Genomic DNA, 22,131 nt, shown 5'->3' with positions numbered 1-22,131 from the left:
CCCGCCGGGCCAGGACCAGGACCTGAGTGCGGTCGCCTGCGCGCCCCCATGGAAACGGAGGCGGCATCCGGTCAATTTCGTGACTCCGGCTCGTCGGGGAACGCCGGAGCTGTTGGGCCGGTGGGTGTCCGTCCGCTTTCCGGGCGGCCCTGCCGTCTTCCGGTACGACGACAGCAACACCCTGAACAGGGAATTCGTGCCGTGGGCCGCCTTCGGCGGCTGTTCTGCCACGGCCCGGAACGCCCTGCGCGTGGCGGCCGGAAGGGACGTTCGACGTCGATCTGCCGGATCAGGACACGGGCCGTTCGGCCGCTGTGGAGACAGCGAGGCCCTCGGCGCCCGTACCCTTCCTATGTCTACGGCGTCACATAGCGGGCGCCAAACCACTGGAGGCAACACCCCGTGCTGATTGCTCAGCGTCCATCCCTGACCGAAGAAGTCGTCGACGAGTTCCGCTCCCGGTTCGTCATCGAGCCGCTGGAGCCGGGCTTCGGCTACACCCTCGGGAACTCTCTGCGTCGTACGCTCCTCTCCTCGATCCCGGGTGCGGCGGTCACGTCTATCCGCGTCGACGGTGTCCTGCACGAGTTCACCACCGTGCCGGGCGTCAAGGAGGACGTCACCGACCTCATCCTCAACATCAAGCAGCTGGTCGTCTCCTCGGAGCAGGACGAGCCTGTCGTGATGTACCTGCGCAAGCAGGGTCCCGGCCTCGTCACCGCCGCCGACATCGCGCCGCCGGCCGGCGTCGAGGTGCACAACCCCGACCTCGTCCTCGCCACGCTCAACGGCAAGGGCAAGCTGGAGATGGAGCTGACCGTCGAGCGCGGTCGCGGCTACGTCTCCGCCGTGCAGAACAAGCAGGTGGGTCAGGAGATCGGGCGTATCCCGGTCGACTCGATCTACTCGCCGGTCCTGAAGGTCACGTACAAGGTCGAGGCCACGCGTGTCGAGCAGCGCACCGACTTCGACAAGCTGATCGTCGACATCGAGACCAAGCAGGCCATGCGTCCCCGTGACGCCATGGCGTCGGCCGGTAAGACGCTCGTCGAGCTGTTCGGACTCGCCCGCGAGCTCAACATCGACGCCGAGGGCATCGACATGGGCCCGTCCCCCACGGACGCCGCCCTCGCGGCCGACCTGGTGCTGCCGATCGAGGAGCTCGACCTCACCGTCCGCTCCTACAACTGCCTCAAGCGTGAGGGCGTCCACTCCGTGGGCGAGCTCGTCGCCCGCTCCGAGGCCGACCTGCTGGACATCCGCAACTTCGGTGCGAAGTCCATCGACGAGGTCAAGGCGAAGCTGGCCGACATGGGCCTGGCCCTGAAGGACAGCCCGCCCGGATTCAACCCGACCGCCGCCGCCGACGCCTTCGGTGCGGACAACGACGCGGACGGCGGTTTCGTGGAGACCGAGCAGTACTGAACACCGCGCCACCAGGACCGTCACCCCGGTTCCGGTCCGGAACCGGGTGCACGGGCCGACGCGGATCCTTCGTAAGGGCCTCCCCGGACCAGCCGGGGTAGTGCGCGAGCGGAGGGGCACGGGGGTGCCCTGGTCGTCGCTGGACGCGATCGTCGTCACAGACCGAGGACCAGGGCACCCCCGTGCGAGCGGGAGACGCCGATCAGCATGGTGTCACCGACGGCCCGCTGGTCCCCGGCAGGCAGCGGGTCGCGGTGGTCGGGCCTGCCGCCGAGTACGTCGGCACTCCCGGGAGCCGCATCCGACGGCCGGTCAGCCCAGCCTTCGGCAGTACAGGGCGTCCGGAGTCCGTGCCGAACCCACCCGAGCCGTGTACGCGATCCCGGCCGCGTACTCGTCGTCCGCGCACTGGCCCTTGTAGTGGCCCTGCGCGAAGTCGCCGCCCTTGCCGGCCGTGCCCCTGTTGTCGCCCCGGTCGAACCAGACGGTGCGGCCCGCTGTGCCGAGCCTGCCCGCCGGAGCGGCCACGCACAGGGCGGCCGAGACGGCCGAACCGCGGACGCTGTACCCGGTCAGGAAGTGGCCGTCGGCGCACTGGAGTTTGGTGTAGCCGGACGCCCAGTCGTTGCCCGGCCCGACATACCGCTCGTCCACGACCACCACATGTCCGCCGGCCGGGTCCCACAAGGGGCCTGCGGACACGTCCGAGCACAGGCCCCGGTTGCCGGTGTGACTGAGGCCGAGCAGTCGCTGTCCGTCGGGGCACACGGCCTTCCGGGCGCCGGAATCCCAGTCGGGCAGGGCCCGTATCCGCCGCGACTCGACGAAGTCGCCGTGATCGGGGCTGAGCATCGACCAGTCCGCCACGGGCGGCACCGGGCCGGTGCGGCCCTGGGCCGAGATGAGCCTGGTCCAGGCGGCGGCCCGCCAGTCGTCGCCGTCGTAGACACCCATGCGGTGTCCCTCGGCGTCCCAGTGCAGCAGGGCCCAGCCGTTGCCCTTGCGGTTCTCGTGCCAGCCGACGAGCGGCCAGTACGCGAAGTCGGCGTCGGTGCGGATCAGTTGGTCGACGAAGTTCGCGAACCAGGCCCGCTGCTTGTCGCCGGTCTCGTCCCGGCCGCCGACACCGAACTCGCTGATCCAGACAGGCGCGGTGAAGTGCGTGTTCGTCTCCGAGCTCACGAAGAAGGCCTGGCGGTCCAGTACCTTGGTGAGTTCGGCGGGGCTCAGGTCGCGGTAGCGGGGGTCGCTGGTCTCGCCCGTGCCGGTGGCGCCGCTGTGGTTCGGGCCGGTGTAGTCGTAGAAGTGAGCGGAATACACGAGTTTGCCGGAGTCGACGAGCGTGTGCGAGAGGCGGCGTACGGGCGCCAGGGTGGGGCGTTCGTGGGGGAGTCCGTCGACGGGGATGCCGGTCCAGTTGATGCCCTCCACGATGATGAGGAGATCGGGGTCGGCCTCTGTGAGGATGCGGTCACCGAGGCGCTGCGAGGCGGCGAACCAGTCGTGGTCGTCACCGAGCCCCCAGTTGGGGTCGTCCAGGATGTTGCGGCGCACCTCGTTGTAGAGGTCGGCGCCGACGACGCGCTGGTTGTTCCGGTAGCGGCGGGCCATGAAGAGCCAGTCGCTCTCCCAGGTCCCGGCGGACTGGCTCGCGTTCCAGCGTTCGTTGCCGTCGACCCCGCAGCACCAACGAGTGGTGTTGGTGTGGTTGTTGAGGATCACCGCGAGCCCTGCGGCGGTGAGTTCGCGTACCACCACGTCGTACACCTGTAGTGGGGTCCTGCCGCGCAGGGAGGGATTGGCGGCCACGGAACCGTCCGTGACGGGACGGCTGTCGTGGACCATCTCGTTGGAGAAGGGCAGCCGGACGCTGTTGATCTCGATCTCCTGGAAACCGGCGATGATCTCGGCGATGGGGGCACGGTCCAGTCCGAGCGGCATCCTGCCGGAGTTCTCTCCCGCGTGATGGTCGGCGTCGTCGTCCGCGCTTCCCGAGCCGTTCCAGGTGCCGCTGGCTCCGTGCCAGTTGCCGGACCGCAGCTTGAAGCGGTCGCCGTTCGCGTCGACGATCCAGCGGCCCCGGGTGCTGAGCGGCGGCGTCCAAGTCGCCGCGGACACGGCGGCTTCAGATGGTGCTTCCGCCTCGGCGCCGGGTTCCTGCCCGGCTGCCGCCTGGGCCGCGGGCGCCAGGGCCACGACGAGGACTACGGCGACCAGTGCGGCCCTGGCCCTGACGAAGGTTCGGGGCACGGTCACTCTCCAGAGGTATGCGTGACGCATTGTCATGGCACCGTCATCGTGGAGGGTTGCGCGGCATTGGTCCAGGCCTGCGCGCGCAGAGGTGACTTTCGTGCACGTCGATTGCCGGCAAGCGGGAACTGAAGGCGCGTCGGCAGCCGGACGGGCGCACGTGAAACAGAACGCACCCCCCTTCGCATCAATACATATGGGGGAGCGGTTCCTCCGGAACGGGAGAGAACACAGTGAAGGCCAAACGAAGGATCGCGGGGCAGCTGGCGGCAGTCGGGGCGATCACGATGGTGATCAGCGGAACCGCCACGGCCGAGCCCGGCGACGGCGGGGCCTGGGTGGAGACGTCGACGGGCCAGGTCTCGGTGATGACCGTGGCCCAGCCGAGCCCGTCGAAGACGTGGGCCGGCGGCGCCGAGGTCGTGGAGAATCCCGACGACGGTTCCATCCGGTTCGTGCCCACCATGTACGAGCGTGACCTCGCCAGAGGCGGGGTGTGGAAGCAGACGGCGCTGCGGGGCGCCAACACGTGGGACAGCAGAATCAACGACATCGCCACCGCGGCGGACGGCTCGGCGTTCTTCGTCGGTGACCAGGGACCGGACGGCGGAGGTGTGCTGGTCGGCCGCTATGTGGCGGGCGCCTGGCAACTGACCGCCGACACAGGTCTGCCTTCAGGAACAGTCAACGCAAGTCTGCTGTCGGTGAGTGCGGTCTCCGGCCGCGACGCCTGGGCGGTGGGCCAGGGCTACACCGAGGACACCTTCACCGATGTACCGGTCGTCCAGCACTGGGACGGCCGACGGTGGCGGTCCGTGCAGATCCCGGGGTCGGCGAACTGGGGCCTGAACCAGGTCACGGAGGTGGCACCGAACGACGTCTGGATCGTCGGCGTGGACTACGACACCGGTCAGTCCGTCGCCGTGCACTGGGACGGCCACCGGTGGACCCGGACACCCACCCCGGCGTTCCCCGACTCGGCGGTCCTCTTCGACATCGCCGCCCGCACACCGACGGACGTCTGGGCCGTCGGATGGTCCCGCGACACCGACAAGCAGCGCCCGGCGGGCCTGGCCCTGCACTGGGACGGCAGGTCGTGGACCCAGGTGCCCCTGCCCGCGGGCACCTTCTCGCTGCAGGCTGTGACCCTGCGGCCGAACGGCGGGATCGCCGTCGTGGGCGGCAACGACGACGCGGCCGTCGGTCTGACCTGGACGTCCGCCCAGGGCTGGCGGTCGCTGGGCCTGCCCGAGAACGATCCGCAGTTCCCCCTCGGCGTCAGCTCCGTGGTGTCCTCCGGCTCGCACCTGACCGTCGGTGGCTGGCACTACCGGTCCAGCGGCAGCGGCGACTCCTTCAGGAGCGGCGCCATCTTCACCAGGTAGAGCGGTCCCGACCACCCCTGAGGCGTGCGGGGACGACCCGTCCCGCCCGCAGCGGGACGCCTGCCGGCTCGGGGGTGCGCTGATCGCGGACAGGATGCCTTTCACGTCGGAGCGTTCGCCCGTACGCGGGGGCGCACCTGGGCGCACCGCTTCGGCCCAGCGTCCTGCCTCCTGTCCGTAGGCAAGTACGTGGTGCGCGGGTTGCCGTAGCCGTAGCCGTCGCGGTCGGCGGCCGAGGTGGACACCGACAGCGGCGGGCCGGCGTGGTCGCCGGCCCGCCGTGGGCCGTGCCGACAGATGAAGGCCGGTGACCTTCCGGTGCGGAGAGTGCCTGTGCGTCAGTGCCCGGTCGCGTCGCGGCGGCAGTGCAGAAAGAGGTGGGGTTCGGGCTCGGCACTGGGGTGGTCCGGGGTGAAGACGCTGCTGTGCCGGGCCAGCACCGTCAGCCCCGCGGCCTCCGCCATCCCGACGAAGTCCTCCGAGGCGAAGCTGGTGGCGCGGACCGGCCGCCCCATGAAGACCACTTCGAGGTCCTCCACGTCCACGGGCACGGTGGCCATGACCAGATGCCCGCCGGGCCTCAGGGCCAGGGCCAGCCGCCGCGTCAGGGCCGACTGCTCGGCGCGGGTCATCTGAAGCAGCGAGAAGAACACGCACACGCCGTCGAACGAGTCCGCGTCGAGCGGGAGTTCCCGGATGTCGCCACAGCGGAACTCGGCCTCCGGGACCTGACGGGTGGCGATCTCGACCATGACGGGGGAGACGTCGACACCCAGCACCGTGTGCCCTGCCGCGATGAGCGCGGCGGCGGTGGGCCGTCCGGTGCCGCTGCCCACGTCCAGTGTTCGCGCGGCGGGCGGCAGCCGCTCGATCAGCCAGTCCAGCGCGGCCAGGTGCGCCGGCGCATGGGCGAACGCCTTCTCGTAGTCGGGACCCAGAGCGTCGAACAGCACAGCGGCAGGCGGCCGTTGGTCCTCGTGACTCACGTCGGTGTCCCCTCATTCGCCGATGTGCTTCGCCGAGGGGCATCGTCGCACCCGCCGGGCACGGGCCACAACGGCCGCCCGTTGGGCGTCCCGGCGGGCCGGACGGGGGAGAATGGGGCACGTACTCAACGGTCGACCCTTGCGGAGGAGCGGGAAATGCAGGACGCGCGAGCGGGACAGGTCGCCGAACCCCAGGACCTCATCGATGTGGCCCGCCTGGTCACGGCGTACTACGCGCTGCATCCCGACCCGGCCGAGCCCGGGCAGCGGGTGGCCTTCGGCACCTCGGGACACCGCGGCTCGTCCCTCGCGACGGCGTTCAACGAGGACCACATCGCGGCCACCAGCCAGGCCATCTGCGAGTACCGCGCCGCGCAGGGCACCGACGGCCCCCTCTTCCTGGGCGCCGACACCCACGCCCTGTCCGAGCCCGCGCGGATCACGGCACTGGAGGTGTTCGCCGCCAACGACGTGACCGTGCTCATCGACCAGACCGACGGCTACACGCCCACCCCGGCCGTCTCGCACGCCATCCTCACCCACAACCGCAGCCGCAGCTCCGGCCTCGCGGACGGCGTGGTGGTGACCCCGTCGCACAACCCGCCCGCCGACGGCGGTTTCAAGTACAACCCGCCGAACGGCGGCCCCGCCGGCTCCGACGCGACCTCCTGGATCCAGGACCGCGCCAACGAGATCATCACCGGCGGCCTGAAGGACGTACGACGCATTCCCTACGCGCGCGCCCTGGCCGCGCCCGGCACGGGCCGCCACGATTTCCTCGGCGCCTATGTCGCCGACCTGCCGAACGTGCTGGACCTGGAGGCGATCCGGTCCGCCGGTGTGCGCATCGGCGCCGATCCGCTGGGCGGGGCCTCGGTCGCCTACTGGGGCCGTATCGCCGAACAGCACCGGCTCGACCTGACGGTGGTCAACCCGCTCGCCGACCCCACCTGGCGCTTCATGACGCTGGACTGGGACGGCAAGATCCGCATGGACTGCTCCTCGCCGTACGCCATGGCCTCACTCATCGAGCAGCGCGACCGGTTCGACATCGCCACCGGCAACGACGCCGACGCCGACCGGCACGGCATCGTCACGCCGGACGGCGGCCTGATGAACCCGAACCACTATCTGGCCGTGGCGATCTCGTACCTGTTCTCGCACCGGGAGCAGTGGCCCGCCGACGCCGGGATCGGCAAGACGCTGGTGTCGTCCAGCATGATCGACCGGGTCGCGGCGGACGTCGGCCGGCAACTGGTCGAAGTCCCCGTCGGATTCAAGTGGTTCGTGGACGGGCTGTCCGACGGAACGCTCGGCTTCGGCGGCGAGGAGTCGGCGGGCGCGTCCTTCCTGCGCCGCGACGGCTCGGTGTGGACCACCGACAAGGACGGCATCGTCCTGGCCCTGCTCGCCTCCGAGATCACGGCAGTGACGGGCAGCACCCCGTCGCAGCACTACGCGCAGCTCACCGACCGCTTCGGTGCCCCCGCCTACGCGCGCGTCGACGCCCCGGCCTCCCGCGAGGAGAAGGCACTGCTCGCCAAGCTGTCCCCGAGCCAGGTCACCGCCGACACCCTCGCCGGCGAGCCGGTCACCAAGGTGCTCACCGAGGCCCCCGGCAACGGCGCCGCCCTCGGCGGGATCAAGGTCGCCACCGCCAACGCCTGGTTCGCGGCCCGGCCTTCGGGCACCGAGGACGTCTACAAGATCTACGCGGAGTCCTTCCTCGGCCCGGACCACCTGCACCGGATCCAGGAGGAGGCCAAGTCCGTGGTACTCGCGGCACTGGGCACCTGACGGGACGAGACGGGGCCACGCCGCCGATCACCACCTGAGTCGCGATCGGCGGCGGCGCACTGACAGGCGCGTGCACGAGCGGCAGCCGGGCCTGGCCTGGCCGGTGTCCCGTCTCGGACCGAACCGCAAACAGCCCGTGACGTACCGCTGGAACGTCCACGACGACCGTCGCCGCGGCTTCCGTGGCAGCGTCGTCAGGGAGTCCTGGTACGAGGAGGCCACCCCGGGTCTCGGCCTCGACGGGAGCCCGCAGCCCCTTTCCGACGCCGTGCTGGACGAGTCCGCCGTGACCGTGGGAGCCGACGGACTCGGCTGACCGGCCGACGTGATGACGTGCGGGTCGGCGCCGCCGCGACGCGAGGAGGGACTGCGGGGCGCCTTCGAGTCCCGTTCAGCCCGCGGTGATACGGGAGTTGACCCGGCGCATCCAGTCCTGGTCGGTGTGCCACGTGGGGTGGTGCGGAGCGGCGTTGGAGGTCAGGACGACGCCGTGGAAGCCGGCCGCGAGGCAGCGGTCTACGACGAACTCGGCGATGTCCTTGCCGACGGCGTCCTCCTCGAAGCGTGTCAGGCGCGGGGTGTAGCCCACGACGCCTTCGCCGAGGACGGCGGGGATGCCGCGGTGGCGGGCGAAGTCGGCGACGGAGTCGACCCACCCGGCCAGCGTGTCCCGCATGGCCTGCCGGTGCGTCGGATAGTTCTCGTAAAGCCACAGGTCCCAGCGACCGGGGTCCACCCAGTCGTGCGCGTAGAACAGTTCGCGCGGGATGCCCGTGGCGGCCAGGCGCCAGGGTTCGTCCGGCTGGTAGTCGGCGAAGTCGGGCGCGTCGGGAAGCAGCATGGCGGCCAGTTCGGGGGTCGGCCAGGAGGCGGTCTCGGGCGCCGCCTCGGTGCCGTGGCCGAGTCCCACCGCCTCGTAGAGGGCGCCGAGGACGCCGTAGACGTAGAAGTGGAAGTGGGCGATCTGGGCCTGCTCGGGCAGGTCGTCGAGTTCGTCGGGCCAGGGCTCGCCCAGTGAGTAGGTGACGGGGACGGCGGGGTGGCGGGCCTGCAGCAGTTTCACGGCGCGTTCGAGGGGACCGCGCAGCCGGGCGTAGTGGCCGGGGGTGCCGTCGGCCGGTACCAGGTCGCAGTTGTCGACCTCGTTGTGCACTTCTACGTAGGCGACCTGGTCGACCAGTCCGCGCTCGGTGAGGAAGTCCAGCAGGTCGGCGAGGGCTTCGGCCACCGCCTCGGCGCGGTCCGGGCCGGGGACCGCGGCCAGGGCGCGGTGCCAGGCGTCGGTGTCGGCGAAGCTGGGGGACTGCTGGTACTCCCACGACGAGACGATCACCTTGCAGCCATGGCGGGCGGCTGCCTCGAACAGCTCGGCGAGGCGCCGGCGGCCGTCCAGCGCGTAGCCGCCGCGCACGTCGTACCAGCGGGTGCGCTGCCCGAACTGCTTGCCCAGGCCCCGGACCTGGAGGGATTCGGGGGCAGGGACGCGTCCGGAGAACAGCAGGAAGGGCATGGCGCAGATCCGCACTGTGTTGAAGCCCCGGTCCACCGTCTCGGCGAAGGCGCGGTCGAGGTCGGCGAAGGGCTCACCGGGTCCGGCCTGGGTGTACCAGCTGAAGTCCCACAGGGTGATGGCCAGTCGGCCGGATGTCTCGGGAGCGGTGGCTTGCTGCGATGCGGTGGTCATGGGGTCACCCGTCGTTCGTGTTCGGAGAGGTGCCGTCGGCGGCTCGACGGCACCACGCTAACTCAATTCATTATTTATGAATAATCCTTGACGAGGGTGGCCGACTTGTCCAGGCTGTGGGGCGGACGAACACGTAAGTGCCTCAAGGAGCCGCCCGTCATGACCGAATCCATCCATCCCTCCCGGCGCACCGTCGTCACGGCGCTCGGAGCCGCCGCCTTCGTCGCCCTTCCGGCCTGGCCGGAGACGGCGCGAGCGGCCGACGCGAACGGCGCGGTGCTCGACACCCACCCGGCCACCGAGCCCTCCGGCACCCATGTGCGGGACGTCGGCGGCACCAACGTCGTCTTCCAGTACGGCACGGTGCTCCCGGCCTTCGACGGCTGGCGCACCCATGAGCCCACGCGCGACTACCTGTCCCTGGACAAGCGGTGGCGCTTCCGCTTCGATCCGGCCGGTCAGGGGCTCGGCGAGGGCTGGCAGTCCCCGCGTCACGACGACAGGGGGTGGGGCCGCATAGATGTTCCGGCGGCCTGGGACCTGCTGGACACGCCCGGATTCGGCTCGGAGGGCTCCCCCTTCGGCGAGGGCACGGCATTCAACGACGGCTACGCCTGGTACCGCACCACCGTCGACATACCGGCGTCCTGGCGTGCGCGGCACGTGCGCATCGCCTTCCTGGCCGCCGGATACAGCGCCGAGGTCTGGATCGACGGCACGCACCTCGGCAAGCACGAAGGAGCCAACTCGCCCTTCGCGCTGCCGGTCGCGGGGGCGCTGAAGCCCGGTACGCGCCAGACGATCGCCGTGCGGGTCTTCCGCCGGGCGAGCTACACCGACTACACGGCCGCGGCCCCTCAACCGGTCTCCGACGACCACGAACTCCCGTACAAGCCCGTTGACTACTGGCCCTACGCGGGACTGACCCGCTCGGCCTGGATCGAGGCGGTCCCGCAGGTCACCCTCGCCAAACTGCTCGTGTCCGCCGCCGATGGGCGCCTTGAAGTGCACGCGGTCGTCGAGAACCACGGGACCTCCGACTTCGACGGCCGGCTCACACTCGATCCCGGCCGGGAAAGCGGCGGCCGGCCCGCTGTGGTCGCGGCCCGGATCGCGGCCCGGTCGGTGGGCGTCGTACGGGTCGTGCTCCGCGTACCCGGTGCCCCGCGATGGAGCCCGACTTCGCCCCACATGCTCACCGCCCGCGCCACCCTGACCGCCGGGAGGCACTCCGGCCCGCGGGTCGACACGCTGTCCACCATCTACGGCATGCGTGAACTGACCGTTGGCAAGGCGCAGTTGAGGATGAACGGCACGCCCCTGTTCCTCAAGGGGCTCAACTGGCACGAGGAGACGGCCGCGCACGGCAGGGCGATGACGCCCGCCGAGTACGACCGCGAACTGGGCCACATCACGGCAGTGGGCGCCAACTTCATCCGCAACTGCGTCTACAACCGCCACCCCTACGTCTACGACTGGGCGGACGAACACGGTGTGCTGGTGATGGACGACATCGACACCATGTGGCTCAACACCGCCCAGGAGAAGCTGCAGACCGAGCGCTACGGCCTCGCCCGCGCCTTGGCCCTGACCATGGCGTGGAACCAGCACAACCACCCCTCGGTGATCCTCTGGGGACTCCAGAACGAGTCGGAGATCGACGCCGCCGGCGCGCCCGTCTACCGGGCCTGGCTCGCCGACCTCAAGGCGGCCGTGAAGACGGTCGACCTCACTTCCCGCCCCGTGACCTGGGCCTCCAACACCAGCAACGACCCCGCCTTCGACCTCGCCGACGTGATCGGGTTCAACGAGTACTTCGGCTACTTCTACGGCAAGGACTCCGACCTCGGCCCCACGCTCGACGCGGTCCACGCGAAGTACCCCGACAAGCCCATCCTGATCACCGAGAACGGCACCTGGGCCGTGGCAGGCACCCGCGGCCCCGACACCACGCAGGGTGCGGAGGAGTGGCAGGCGGCGAGCTTCAGCGCGCACTGGGCACAAGTGACCGCGCGCGGCGCGTTCGTCGCCGGGTTCACCTACTGGGTGCTCAAGGACTACAAGGAGCGGGCCGGCTACAACCAGGACTACAACGGGATCTCCGTTATGGGCCTGCTGACGTTCGCGGAGGAGCGGCCCAAGCTGGTCTACGACGTCTTCCGGAAGGCGGCGATACCGGGCGGTCGTTGAGCGTCGAGCGGCTGAGGGGGGAGGGGCGGACCGCCCCTCCCCCCTCAGCCGTCGAGCGGACCGAGAGCAACGTGCCGCCGACCGGATGATCAGTACGGCCCGGCAGGTGGCGGTCGGGCCCGTGGTCTGAGGGGTTCGTCGCCTTCCCCACATCGGCTCAAGCCCGGAGCGGGACGGCGACTCCGTCCGCCGCGACGGGCACGGCCGTCCGGTCCGGTCCGGTCCGGCGACGTCAGCCCTTCACGCTGCCCTCGGTCAGACCGCTGCGCCAGAAGCGCTGCAGGGCGACCATGGCGATCATCAGCGGGACTACGGAGACGAAGGCACCGCCGACGGTCAGCTGATAGAGCTGCGGTTGGCGGTCGGCGAAGGACTGCCACGACGTCAGGCCGAGGGTGATGGGGTACAGCTTGGAGTCGGAGAGCATGACCAGCGGCAGGAAGTAGTTGTTCCAGATGCCGACGAACTGGAACAGGAAGATCGTCACCAGGGCGGGGGTCATGATGCGCAGAGCGACGACCGTGAAGATGCGGACCTCTCCCGCGCCGTCGATGCGCGCTGCCTCCAGCAGTTCGTCCGGTATGGATGCAGCGGCGTAGATCCGGCAGAGGTACACGCCGAAGGGACTGACGAAGCTCGGCAGTAGTACGGCCCAGTAGGTGTTGGCCAGGCCTGCCTTGCTGAACAGCAGGTACATGGGCAGCGCCAGCGCCGTGGCGGGGATCAGAACGCCACCCAGCACGATGTTGAAGATCGTGTCGCGGCCGGTGAAGGAGAACTTGGCCAGCGCGTAGCCGGACATCGCGGCCAGAAGCGTCGCCACAGCTGCGCCGACGCCCGCGTACAGCAGGCTGTTGGCGGCCCAGCGCAGGTAGATCGCGTCGTCGTAGGTGACCACCTCGTGCAGATTGCTCAGGAACTGGGGATGGGAGAACCACAACCCGAAGCTGCCGAACAGGTCGCCGGTGGACTTGGTGGACGCCACGGCCAGCCAGTACACCGGGAGCAGGAAGTACCCGGCGGCTGCCACGAGCAGGCCGGTGACCAGGATGCGGCTGCGCGTGGTGACCCCGGTGATGCCGCCGCGCGGCGTCGTGCCGTCGTCCGAGGCCGGCGTCCCGCCCCCTGTCGGGACGGTGCGGGCCGGTGTCTGGAGACTCACGCGTCCCCACCTCTCTTGTTGATCAGCCGCAGAAAACCGAAGGAGAGCACGAACGCGGTGAGCGCGAGCAGCACTGCCTCGGCGGCGGCGAGGTGGTAGTTGTCGTTGGTGAACGCCTCGTTGTAGGCGCTGAGGTTGGGTGTGTAGGCGCTGTCGATGCTCGACGAGACGGGCTTGAGCACCAGCGGTTCCGCGAACAGTTGCAGCGTGCCGATGATGGTGAAGACCGTGGTGAGGATCAGCGCCGGGCGCAGCAGCGGCAGTTTGACGTACCGGACCGTCGCCCACGCACTGGCGCCGTCGATGCGGGCGGCCTCGTACAGTTCCGCGGGGACGGTACGCAACTGGGCGACGAGAACCAGGATGTTGTAGCCGGCGAACTCCCAGGTGACGATGTTCGCGATGGACCACAGAACCGTGTCTCCGCCGAGCAGGTCGACCGACACGCCCAGGTGGCGCATGCCGTCCACGAGGGGGCTGACTCCCGGTACGTACAGGAATCCCCACAGGATCGACGCGATGACGCCGGGAACGCCGTAGGGCAGGAAGAAGGCGGCGCGGAAGAACCGCACGCCTCTGGCCGAGGCGCTGTCCAGCAGCAGTGCGAGCCCGGCGGACAGCGCGACCATCACGGGCACCTGGACGGCCGCGAACAGCAGTACGCGACCGACGCTGCGCAGAAAGGCGTGATCGGACAACGCGTCGGAGTAGTTGCGCAGCGCTACGAAGACGGTATGGCTGCCGCCGAGTCCCAGGGCTCCGGTGTACTCGACGTCCATGACGCTCTGGTACACGGCGTAGCCGATGGGGAGGGCGAAGGCCAGGAGGAACAGCAGGAGGAACGGCGCGACGAAGGCGAAGGGCGCCAGGTTTCTGCGGCGGCGGGGTGCGCGGGTAGCCATGAGGGCTCTTTCTGGAGTCCGGAGGGGAGAACGGCGGCGGCCGTGTCGCGCCCTCCGGAGGTGGTCACTTGCCGGTGGAGACCTTCAGGCCCTTCCTCTTCAGGTCCTCGACGGTCTGCTTCTGCGCCTGCTGGACCGCGGAGATGAATGTGCCCTTGCCGGCCAGGGCGGCCTGGAAGCCGTCGTTGAGGTGCTGGTAGGTGGCGTCGATCGTCGGTATCCACTTCCACGAGGTGTCGATGCTCTTGTCCGCCTGGGCGAAGACCTCGTTGTACTTCTGGCCTCCGAAGAACGGTGACGGCTTGTCCAGTGAGGAGCCCTTGTACCCGTCGGCCGCCGCGGGCCAGCCGTAACCGCCCTGGAGCAGCAGGTCGACGCTCGCGGGGTCGGTGTTGAGCCATTCGGCGAACTTCAGGGCCTCGGGGATGTGCCCCGCGCCCTTGAGGACAGCTGTGGAGGATCCTCCCCAGTTCGCGGACACGTTCGAGCCCTTTGTCCACTGTGGCATGGGTGCGACCGCCCATTTGCCGGTGGTCTGTGGAGCGTTTCCGCTGATGATGGCGTCGCCCCACTGGGCACTGACCCACGAGGTGATGCCACCGGTCTGCAGGTCCTTGTACCAGCCGTTGGCGAAGTCGGGTTCGGTCTTGATCACTTTCTTGCTGCGCAGGTCGTCCCAGAAGGCGGCGACCTTGAGTGTCTGCGGGGAGTCGATGTTCACCGACCAGGTGTCGCCGTTCACGCCGAACCACTTGGCGCCGGCCTGCCAGGCGAGCGCGGTGAACCAGGCGGAGTTGCCGGCGGGAAAGGTGCTGATGTAGGCCTTCGGGTCGGCGTCGTGGATCTTCTGCGCGGCCTGGGCGAACTCGTCCCAGGTGGCGGGCGGCTCGATTCCCCACTTCTTGAACAGGTCGGAGCGGTAGAACAGGCCCATCGGACCGGACGCCTGGGGGATCGCGTAGACAGACTTGTCGAAGACTCCCTGCTGCCACTGCCAGTCCACGAACTTCGACCGGTCCTTGTCCGCGCCGTACCGGGACAGGTTCACCAGGCCGTTCTCCAGCAGGAACGAGGGGATCTCCTGGTACTCCACCTGTGCCAGGTCGGGGGCGTTGCCGCTCTTGAGCGCGGCGCGCATCTTGGCGTAGCCGCCGCTGCTGCCCGCCGGGATCTTCTCCAGTTTGACCTGGATGTCCGGGTGGGTGGCGTTCCACTTGTCGACCGCCTTGTCGACACCCGGAACCCACGACCAGAAGCGCAGGTCGACCTTCTGGCCGGGCTTGACAGGTGCCTGGACCGCGGGGTCCTTCGAACCCGTCGAACCCCCGCAGGCGGAGATCAGCAGGGAGGCGGTGGCAAGGGTGACTGCGAGTGTGCCCCGGCTTCTGCGGAGGCGTGTGGTGCGGCTCATGGGAGGAGGTCCCTTTCCTGGCTTCGTACGGGAGGCGCCTGGTGCATGCCGGTCAGTCTTGGATCGGCGCCGCCACCCCGTCAAGATATATTCATAATTAATTGAAACAGCTATGGTGGGTGCGTAGACAGCCACGAGGGGAGACACACGCGATGACGGAATGCCGCAGGATGAGCGGGCGCGTGGCGGTGATCACCGGCGCCGCGCACGGGATCGGCGCGGCCACGGCCCACCGACTCGCGGCCGAGGGAGCCCTGGTTGTGGTCACGGACGTGGACGACACCGCGGGCAAGGAGGTCGCGGCAGCCATCACCGGCCAGGGAGGCCGCGCGGAGTACGTACGCTGCGACGTCACCTCCGCCGCCGACTGGGAGCACCTGGCCCGCCACGTCGAGCAGCACCACGGACGGCTGGACGTCCTGCACAGCAACGCCTTCGCCCAGGTCGACAAGCCCGCCCACGAACTGAGCGAGGCCGAGTGGGACGGTCAGATGGCCGTACTGCTCAAGCCCGCCTGGCGGGCGATGAAGACCTTCGCGGCCATGCTGCGCGAAGCCCGGGGCTCCGTCGTGCTCACCTCCTCGGTGCACGCGGTCATCGGGCTGCCGAACCACGCCGCCTACGCCGCCGCGAAGGGCGCGCTGTGCTCACTGGGACGGCAGCTGGCCGTCGAGTACGGTCCGGACATCCGGGTGAACACCGTCCTGCCCGGCCCCATCCTCACCGCGGCCTGGGACGGCATCCCGGAGGCCGACCGGGCGCGCAGTGTGGCCGCCACGGCGGCGAGGCGTTTCGGGCAGCCGGAGGAGGTCGCAGCCGCCGTCGCCTTCCTGGCGTCGGCGGATGCCTCCTACGTGACCGGAGCCAGCCTGGTGGTTGATGGAGGATGGAGCGTCATGAAGGAGTCCTCGTGAGCGGCGCGCACCCTGCGGTGGGGCGTGTGCGGCCTGAGCGCGCGGGACCGAGACGGAAACGGAGAACACGGTGATCCATCCCGGTAGGGGGCTGCACGGCCAGGCGGTTGAGGAGCTGGGCCGACGCATCATCCGCGGCGACTACCCTCCGGGCTCCGTGGTGGACCCGGTCAACTTCGAGACAGAGCTGGGCGTCAGCAAGACCGTGGTCCGCGAGGCGATGCGCGTACTCGCCTCCAAGGGCCTGCTGGAGTCACGGCAGAAACGCGGTACGACCATCCGGCCCCGCGCCGACTGGAACCTGCTCGACAGCGACCTGCTGCGCTGGCAGGGCAGCAGCGCTCCGACCGACGGCTTCCTGGAGGACCTCGCCGAGGTCCGCGCGATCGTCGAGCCCGCCGGCGCCCGGCTCGCGGCGCTCCGCCGTACCCCGGCCGACCTGGACGCGATGCGGCGGGCACTGGACGCGATGGCCGCGGCGGGCACGGACGCGGCGGCGATGGTCGAGGCGGACCTCGCCTTCCACCGTGCCCTCCTGGACGCCGCCCACAACGAACTGCTCAGCCGGATGGAGGTCGTCATCGAAGCCGGCCTGCGTGTGCGCGACCGGATCGTGCACGGCGCCCAGCACTTCTCCGACTCCATCCCCGTGCACCAGGAACTGGTCGACGCTGTCGAAGCGGGCGATCCGGACGCGGCCGTGGCGGCCGTCGAGTCCCTCCTGGCACAGGCCACCGACGATCTGGCGGCCGTAAGGGCGCGGACCGACCAGGACGTCGCGACCGACACGCTTCCGAAGGAAGTTCCTTGAAGATAACCGGACTTGAGACGTTCCTGGTGGCTCCGCGCTGGCTGTTCCTGCGTGTCGCCACCGACGAGGGCGTCACCGGCTGGGGCGAGCCCGTCATCGAGGGCCGCGCCGAGACCGTACGCGCCGCGGTCCACGAACTGGCCGACCATCTCGTCGGCCGCGACCCGCTGTGCATCGAGGACCACTGGCAGGTACTCACCAAGGGCGGCTTCTACCGGGGCGGCCCCATCCTCTCCAGCGCCGTCGCCGGCATCGACCAGGCCCTGTGGGACATCGCCGGCAAGACCTACGGCGTCCCGGTGCACCGCCTCCTCGGCGGCCCGGTCCGCGACCGCGTCCGTATGTACGCCTGGATCGGCGGGGACCGCCCCGGCGACGTCGCGGAGCTGGCCGAGGAACAGATGAAGGCGGGCTTCACCGCCGTCAAGATGAACGGCTCCGCCGAACTCGCCGCCATCGACACCCCGGCGCGCACCGCCGAGGTCGTCGCGCGCGTCGCTGCCGTCCGTGAGGTGCTGGGCGACGAGCGGGACATCGCCGTCGACTTCCACGGCCGTGCCTCCACCGCCATGGCGCGCCGTCTGCTTCCCCAACTGGAGCCGCTGCACCCGCTGTTCGTCGAGGAGCCCGTCGCGCCGGAACACTCCGGCAACCTGCGCGGCCTGGTGGAGTCCACGAGCATTCCGCTCGCCACCGGCGAACGTCTCTACTCCCGCTGGGACTTCCGCGACGTACTGGCCAGCGGCATCGCCGTCGCCCAGCCCGACCTGTCGCACGCCGGCGGCATCTCCGAGGTCCGCCGCATCGCGGCCCTGGCCGAGATGTACGACGTCGTCATGGCCCCGCACTGCCCGCTCGGCCCGATCGCCCTGGCGGCGAGCCTCCAGATCGCCTTCTCCGTACCGAACTTCCTCATCCAGGAACAGAGCATGGGCATCCACTACAACCAGGGTTCCGACCTGCTGGAGTACGTGATGGACCCCGAACCCTTCCGGTTCCAGGACGGCTACGCGGTCGCGACCACCCGCCCAGGTCTCGGCGTCGAGATCGACGAGAAGGCGGTACGCCACGCCGCCGAGACCGGACACCGGTGGCGCAACCCCGTATGGCGTGGCCCCGACGGGGCGTTCACCGAGTGGTGACCACCACCAGGCCCCGTTCCCCGCACCCCGCGCGCAAGGAGAGCCCGCTCCCATGAACCTGGTGGAATCGCTCCGAACCCACCGCCTGCTGGCGATCGTCCGAGGCAAGGATCCCGCCGCGGCCCTGAGCACCGTACGCACCCTCGCCGAGGAGGGCATCGCGGCCGTCGAGGTCTCGCTGACCACCACCGACGCCCTGACCGTGATCCGGCAGGCGCGCGCCGGACTCGGCCCCGGCGCACTCCTCGGCGCAGGCACCGTGCGCTCGGCCGAGGACGCCGCCCGCGCGGTCGACGCCGGCGCGTCGTACCTCGTCACCCCGGCACTGGTCGACGGCCTGGAGGCGTACGGCGTCCCCGTGCTGATGGGCGCCCTGACACCGACCGAGATCGAGGCCGCCCTCGCGCGCGGCGCCGCCGCGATCAAACTCTTCCCCGCCTCCTTCGGCGGCCCGGGATATCTGAAGGCCCTGCGCGATCCCTTCCCCGAGGTGTCCTTCGTGCCCGTCGGCGGAGTGGACGCACAGGCCGCCCGCGACTACCTCGACCGGGGCGCCCTGGCAGTCGGCGTCGGCTCACCCCTCGTCGGCGACGCGGCCGACGGCGGCGACCTGGACCGACTCCGTTCCCGCGCGGCCGAGTTCCGCAAGGTGGCGACAGGTGGGACGCCGTGACGACCATGGCTCCACCCGAGGTCGTGACCTTCGGCGAGACCATGGCGGCGCTCCGGGCCCACGGGGCGCTGCGGCTCGGCGGCAGCCTCGGCCTGTCCGTCGCCGGAGCCGAGTCGAATGTCGCGATCGGCCTCGCCCGGCTCGGCCACCGGGTGCGCTGGGCCGGCCGCGTCGGTGCGGACGAACTCGGCGCGCTGGTCCTGCGCACGCTGCGGGCCGAGGGTGTCGACACCGACCACGCGGTCACCGACGACACCGGCCGGCCCACCGGACTGCTGCTGACCGAACCTCGTCTGGGAACGCTGACCCGAGTCAGTTACTACCGGGCGGGTTCTGCCGGTTCGGCCGTCGCACCGGACGACGTACTGCTCGCGCTGGTCCCCGGGTCCCGCGTTCTGCATCTGACCGGCATCACGCCGGCGCTCGGTCCCTCGGCGGCCGAGGCGGTCCTGGCCGCAGCCAGGGCCGCCCGCGAGAGCGGTGTCACCGTATGCCTCGACGTCAACTACCGCTCCCGGCTGTGGACGTCCGAGCGTGCCCGCAGCGCGCTGCGACCGATCCTGGACCATACGGACCTTCTCATCGCCTCCGAGGACGAGTTGCCGCTGGTGCGGGAAGTGCCCGGTGCGGGCGAGTCCGAGGCCGTGCGCGGCGTGCTGGCGGCGGGCGTCACCGAGGTGGTCGTCAAGCGGGGCGCCCGCGGCGCGACGGTCTTCACCGCCGACGGCGCAACCGACCGTGCCGCGCGAGAGGTCGACGCCGTCGACCTGGTCGGCGCGGGCGACGCCTTCGTGGCCGGATACCTCTCCGGCCTCCTGGACGGCGCGGACATCCCCGCCCGGCTGCACCGGGCGGTCACCACCGCGGCCTTCGCCGTCGCCACCCGGGGTGACTGGGAGGGCCTGCCGACGCGGGACGAACTCGGCCTGTTCGACGAGCCCGACGGCACGACCATCCGCTGACCAGGAGACCGAACATGACAGCAAAGGCAGCATCGGCCGCGGTTCTTGTGGACGGCGGGTACGAACTCGCCGAGGGCGGGCGCTGGGTCGACGGCCGGTATGTGTACGTCGACCTACTCGGCGGCGGCCTCTTCGAACTCCGCGACGGCACCGAGTCGGCGGCCCCGCGCCGACTGGCCCGGCTGGACGTGCCGTTGGGTGCCGTCGCGCCGGTGGGGGACCGGCCCGGGGCGTGGATCGCCGCGGCGGGCACCGGCATCGCGCTGCTCGCCGCCGACGGCGCACTGCAATGGCTGGACCGCCCCGAGGACCGCACCCCTGTTCCCAGCCGTATGAACGACGGTGTCGCGGACCCCGCGGGCCGCTTCTGGGCCGGCAGCATGGCGTACGACGGCACCCCCGGCGCGGGCTCGCTCTACCGGACGGACCCCGACGGCACGGTCGTACGCGTCCTCGACGGCCTGACCATCGCCAACGGCCCGGCGTTCACCGCCGACGGCACGACCCTGTACCTCGCCGACACGGCGGTCGGCACCATCCTGCGCTGCCGGGTCGACCCCGTCTCGGGCGACCTCTCCGGCAGTCCGGAGACCTTCGCCCGGCTGCGCGACGGCGAAGGCAGCCCCGACGGGATGACCGTCGACGAGGAGGGCTGCCTGTGGGTCGCGATGTGGGGTGCCGGCACCGTCCGCCGCTACCACCCCGACGGCCACCTGCTCCACACCCTGACCGTGCCCGCCCCGCACCCCACATCGGTGTGCCTGCCTCCCGGCGGCAACCGCCTCTTCGTCACCACGGCCCGCTACGGGGTGAAGAACCCGACCGCGGCCTCGGGCGCGGTGCTGAGCGTTCCCGTACCGGTCGGAGGAACGGCGGCCTGCTCCTGGCGGGCCCGGGACTGAGTCCGGCCACCACCGGCAGGTGGATCAGCGGGGCTCGTGGATCACGGCGACGCCTCCCCGTGGGACGGTGACGGTCCCGTTGACCGGTGTGCCGGTTCGACAGGCAAGGCCGTGCTCGGCCGGGCGCCGGAGGGTAGGTGCCGACGAGCTCGCCGACGGTCTGGCCGGGGCGTTGGTGAAGTGCGCTGAGGAGCATGAGGGCGGTACTGCCGAGGCCGGCCGTGGTGGGCGAAGGCGATGTGGCTCATCGACCGGGCGAGGACGGTGGAGTCGATGGAGATGTCGGCGAGCAACTCTGCGGGGGAGCGGACCGTTCCGGACCGGTCCTCAGGAGCCGTAGCGCTGCGGCGGCTGGGCGGGATGCTGCGCGGACTGCTGTACGGGAAAGCTGTCACCGGAGTCGTAGGGCGTGTACGCCGGCCGGTCCCATTCGTCGTCGCCGAGCATCATGTCCGGGTCGAACATGACGATCGCGCCGGCGATCAGGAGCACGGTGAGCGGGCCGGCGAGCATGGCCAGGAGGAACGACATCAGGCTGGTGGACGACTGGGAGACGGCGGACTCGCCGGTGAGGTGGACGGAGACCGCGGCCATGCCCGTGTAGTGCATACCGGTCACGGCCACGCCCATGACCAGGCTCGCTCCGAGGCTCGCCCAGAGTCGGTGGATGGAGACGGCCGCCCACAGAGCCGCGGTGGCGGCGGCGACGGCGATCGCGACGGACAGCGCCACGGTTCCCGCGTCGTAGTGGAGGCCGCCGTTGGTGTGGATGGCGGCCATGCCGAGGTAGTGCATGGCCGCGACCCCGATACCGGTGATCGTGCCCGCCATGCCCAGGTTCGCCGGTGAACCGCCCCGGTAGCCGACGAGGAAGACGCCGACGGCGACGACGGCGATCGCGACCGCGAGACTGAGGAGTGTTTTCGTCGGGTCGTAACTGACCAGGGCGCCCTGGACGCTGAACCCGATCATGGCGATGAAGTGCATGGTCCAGATGCCGCAGCCGATCGATACGGCACCCAGCGCCAGCCAGCCGGCTCTTCGGTGGGGGCGCCGCAGCGACCGCGTCGTGCACCGCAGCCCGAGCGCCGCGCCGAGGCAGGCCATCAGGTAGGCGGCCACCGGGGTCACGGCACCGTAGTGAAAGTTGGAGACGGTGGCGGTCATACGAGTTCCCTTCACGTGCGAGGGCGGGCGGCACCGTCGACTCGGAGTGACGCACGCGCCCGCCCGGCCTCGGACGGACATGACCACGGCGCACGGCGGTCCAGCCGGAGAAGCAGGGCAGGGACAGCCGGGCAAGCAGATCAAGCCATTTGGCCAAGTTCCGCTTGATTCAATCACATCAAGCGCACACCTCCTCCACATTGCTCACAATCGTTCGCCGAATCGATACTTCGCCATTCTTCACCGCAAAGCAGCCCCGTCGGAGCCACGGGAGACTGCGACACTGCGGCACCGTCGTTCCCCTCGGCGCGCCCGGCCCGGCAACAAGCAGGCGCGGCGACCGGCAGGCGCGGCGACCGAGCCACCGG

The 22,131-nt window shown here is 70.4% G+C and carries 18 protein-coding genes; 11 read left to right on the top strand and 7 right to left on the bottom strand.

Going from position 1 to position 22,131, the window contains the following annotated elements:
• Positions 1-402: 402 nt before the first annotated feature.
• The gene (locus OG595_RS01820; protein ID WP_329267058.1) at positions 403-1,425 is read left to right on the top strand and encodes a DNA-directed RNA polymerase subunit alpha; all 1,023 of its coding nucleotides are present in this window, start codon (positions 403-405) and stop codon (positions 1,423-1,425) included.
• Positions 1,426-1,737: 312 nt separating this feature from the next.
• Here OG595_RS01820 and OG595_RS01815 read toward each other — a convergent pair whose 3' ends face one another.
• Positions 1,738-3,705 carry a glycoside hydrolase family 5 protein gene (locus tag OG595_RS01815; protein ID WP_329282575.1) on the bottom strand — a complete coding sequence of 656 codons (1,968 nt, stop codon included), beginning with the start codon at positions 3,703-3,705 and terminating at the stop codon, positions 1,738-1,740.
• Between the two features lie 203 nt (positions 3,706-3,908).
• On the opposite strand from OG595_RS01815, the gene OG595_RS01810 reads away from it, so the two are divergent.
• Entirely contained in the window at positions 3,909-5,060 is a 1,152-nt protein-coding gene (locus OG595_RS01810; RefSeq protein ID WP_329267056.1) for a hypothetical protein, read from the top strand.
• A gap of 338 nt (positions 5,061-5,398) precedes the next feature.
• Here OG595_RS01810 and OG595_RS01805 read toward each other — a convergent pair whose 3' ends face one another.
• Positions 5,399-6,046, bottom strand: a complete 648-nt coding sequence (locus OG595_RS01805; protein WP_329267054.1) for a class I SAM-dependent methyltransferase — start codon at positions 6,044-6,046, stop codon at positions 5,399-5,401.
• 156 nt (positions 6,047-6,202) lie between these two features.
• Here OG595_RS01805 and pgm point away from each other — a divergent pair, with 156 nt between their 5' ends.
• The gene (gene pgm / locus OG595_RS01800) at positions 6,203-7,843 is read left to right on the top strand and encodes a phosphoglucomutase (alpha-D-glucose-1,6-bisphosphate-dependent) (RefSeq protein WP_329267052.1); all 1,641 of its coding nucleotides are present in this window, start codon (positions 6,203-6,205) and stop codon (positions 7,841-7,843) included.
• Between the two features lie 70 nt (positions 7,844-7,913).
• Positions 7,914-8,159 (top strand): hypothetical protein, encoded by a 246-nt coding sequence (locus OG595_RS01795; protein WP_329267051.1) that lies wholly within the window; start codon positions 7,914-7,916, stop codon positions 8,157-8,159.
• A 75-nt stretch (positions 8,160-8,234) separates the two neighbouring features.
• Here the strand turns inward: OG595_RS01795 and OG595_RS01790 are convergent, their stop codons facing one another.
• Complete coding sequence (locus OG595_RS01790; RefSeq protein ID WP_329267050.1) at positions 8,235-9,527, bottom strand: cellulase-like family protein; 1,293 nt, start codon at positions 9,525-9,527, stop codon at positions 8,235-8,237.
• A 159-nt stretch (positions 9,528-9,686) separates the two neighbouring features.
• Here OG595_RS01790 and OG595_RS01785 point away from each other — a divergent pair, with 159 nt between their 5' ends.
• Positions 9,687-11,717 (top strand): glycoside hydrolase family 2 protein, encoded by a 2,031-nt coding sequence (locus OG595_RS01785; RefSeq protein ID WP_329267049.1) that lies wholly within the window; start codon positions 9,687-9,689, stop codon positions 11,715-11,717.
• A 232-nt stretch (positions 11,718-11,949) separates the two neighbouring features.
• Here the strand turns inward: OG595_RS01785 and OG595_RS01780 are convergent, their stop codons facing one another.
• The 3 genes from OG595_RS01780 to OG595_RS01770 all read right to left on the bottom strand — a co-directional run bounded on the left by OG595_RS01780 (position 11,950) and on the right by OG595_RS01770 (position 15,192).
• Positions 11,950-12,879 carry a carbohydrate ABC transporter permease gene (locus tag OG595_RS01780; RefSeq protein ID WP_329267047.1) on the bottom strand — a complete coding sequence of 310 codons (930 nt, stop codon included), beginning with the start codon at positions 12,877-12,879 and terminating at the stop codon, positions 11,950-11,952.
• Positions 12,876-13,781 carry a carbohydrate ABC transporter permease gene (locus OG595_RS01775; protein WP_329267045.1) on the bottom strand — a complete coding sequence of 302 codons (906 nt, stop codon included), beginning with the start codon at positions 13,779-13,781 and terminating at the stop codon, positions 12,876-12,878. The genes OG595_RS01780 and OG595_RS01775 overlap by 4 nt, the downstream gene beginning before the upstream one ends.
• A gap of 64 nt (positions 13,782-13,845) precedes the next feature.
• The gene (locus OG595_RS01770) at positions 13,846-15,192 is read right to left on the bottom strand and encodes an ABC transporter substrate-binding protein (RefSeq protein ID WP_329267043.1); all 1,347 of its coding nucleotides are present in this window, start codon (positions 15,190-15,192) and stop codon (positions 13,846-13,848) included.
• 170 nt (positions 15,193-15,362) lie between these two features.
• On the opposite strand from OG595_RS01770, the gene OG595_RS01765 reads away from it, so the two are divergent.
• The 6 genes from OG595_RS01765 to OG595_RS01740 all read left to right on the top strand — a co-directional run bounded on the left by OG595_RS01765 (position 15,363) and on the right by OG595_RS01740 (position 20,596).
• On the top strand, positions 15,363-16,106 hold the full coding sequence (locus OG595_RS01765) for an SDR family NAD(P)-dependent oxidoreductase (protein ID WP_329267042.1): 744 nt from the start codon (positions 15,363-15,365) through the stop codon (positions 16,104-16,106).
• Between the two features lie 70 nt (positions 16,107-16,176).
• Positions 16,177-16,917 carry a FadR/GntR family transcriptional regulator gene (locus tag OG595_RS01760; protein WP_329267040.1) on the top strand — a complete coding sequence of 247 codons (741 nt, stop codon included), beginning with the start codon at positions 16,177-16,179 and terminating at the stop codon, positions 16,915-16,917.
• The gene (dgoD, locus tag OG595_RS01755) at positions 16,914-18,059 is read left to right on the top strand and encodes a galactonate dehydratase (protein ID WP_329267039.1); all 1,146 of its coding nucleotides are present in this window, start codon (positions 16,914-16,916) and stop codon (positions 18,057-18,059) included. Before OG595_RS01760 ends, dgoD begins: the two co-directional genes overlap by 4 nt.
• Positions 18,060-18,111: 52 nt before the next feature.
• Positions 18,112-18,732, top strand: a complete 621-nt coding sequence (locus tag OG595_RS01750) for a bifunctional 4-hydroxy-2-oxoglutarate aldolase/2-dehydro-3-deoxy-phosphogluconate aldolase (RefSeq protein ID WP_329267037.1) — start codon at positions 18,112-18,114, stop codon at positions 18,730-18,732.
• A 5-nt stretch (positions 18,733-18,737) separates the two neighbouring features.
• Positions 18,738-19,694, top strand: a complete 957-nt coding sequence (locus OG595_RS01745; RefSeq protein WP_329282572.1) for a sugar kinase — start codon at positions 18,738-18,740, stop codon at positions 19,692-19,694.
• Between the two features lie 14 nt (positions 19,695-19,708).
• A complete protein-coding gene (locus tag OG595_RS01740) occupies positions 19,709-20,596 on the top strand; it encodes an SMP-30/gluconolactonase/LRE family protein (protein WP_329267035.1) in 888 nt (295 codons plus the stop codon).
• Positions 20,597-20,923: 327 nt separating this feature from the next.
• On the opposite strand, the gene OG595_RS01735 is transcribed toward OG595_RS01740, so the two are convergent.
• Positions 20,924-21,763, bottom strand: coding sequence for an MHYT domain-containing protein (locus OG595_RS01735; protein ID WP_329267033.1), 840 nt, complete (start codon positions 21,761-21,763; stop codon positions 20,924-20,926).
• Between the last annotated feature and the right edge of the window lie 368 nt (positions 21,764-22,131).

It is taken from the genome of Streptomyces sp. NBC_01451 (assembly GCF_036227485.1).
GTDB lineage: Bacteria > Actinomycetota > Actinomycetes > Streptomycetales > Streptomycetaceae > Streptomyces.
The sequence above is the reverse complement of the archived record's forward strand: the minus strand, read 5'-3'. Positions and strand labels throughout refer to the sequence as shown.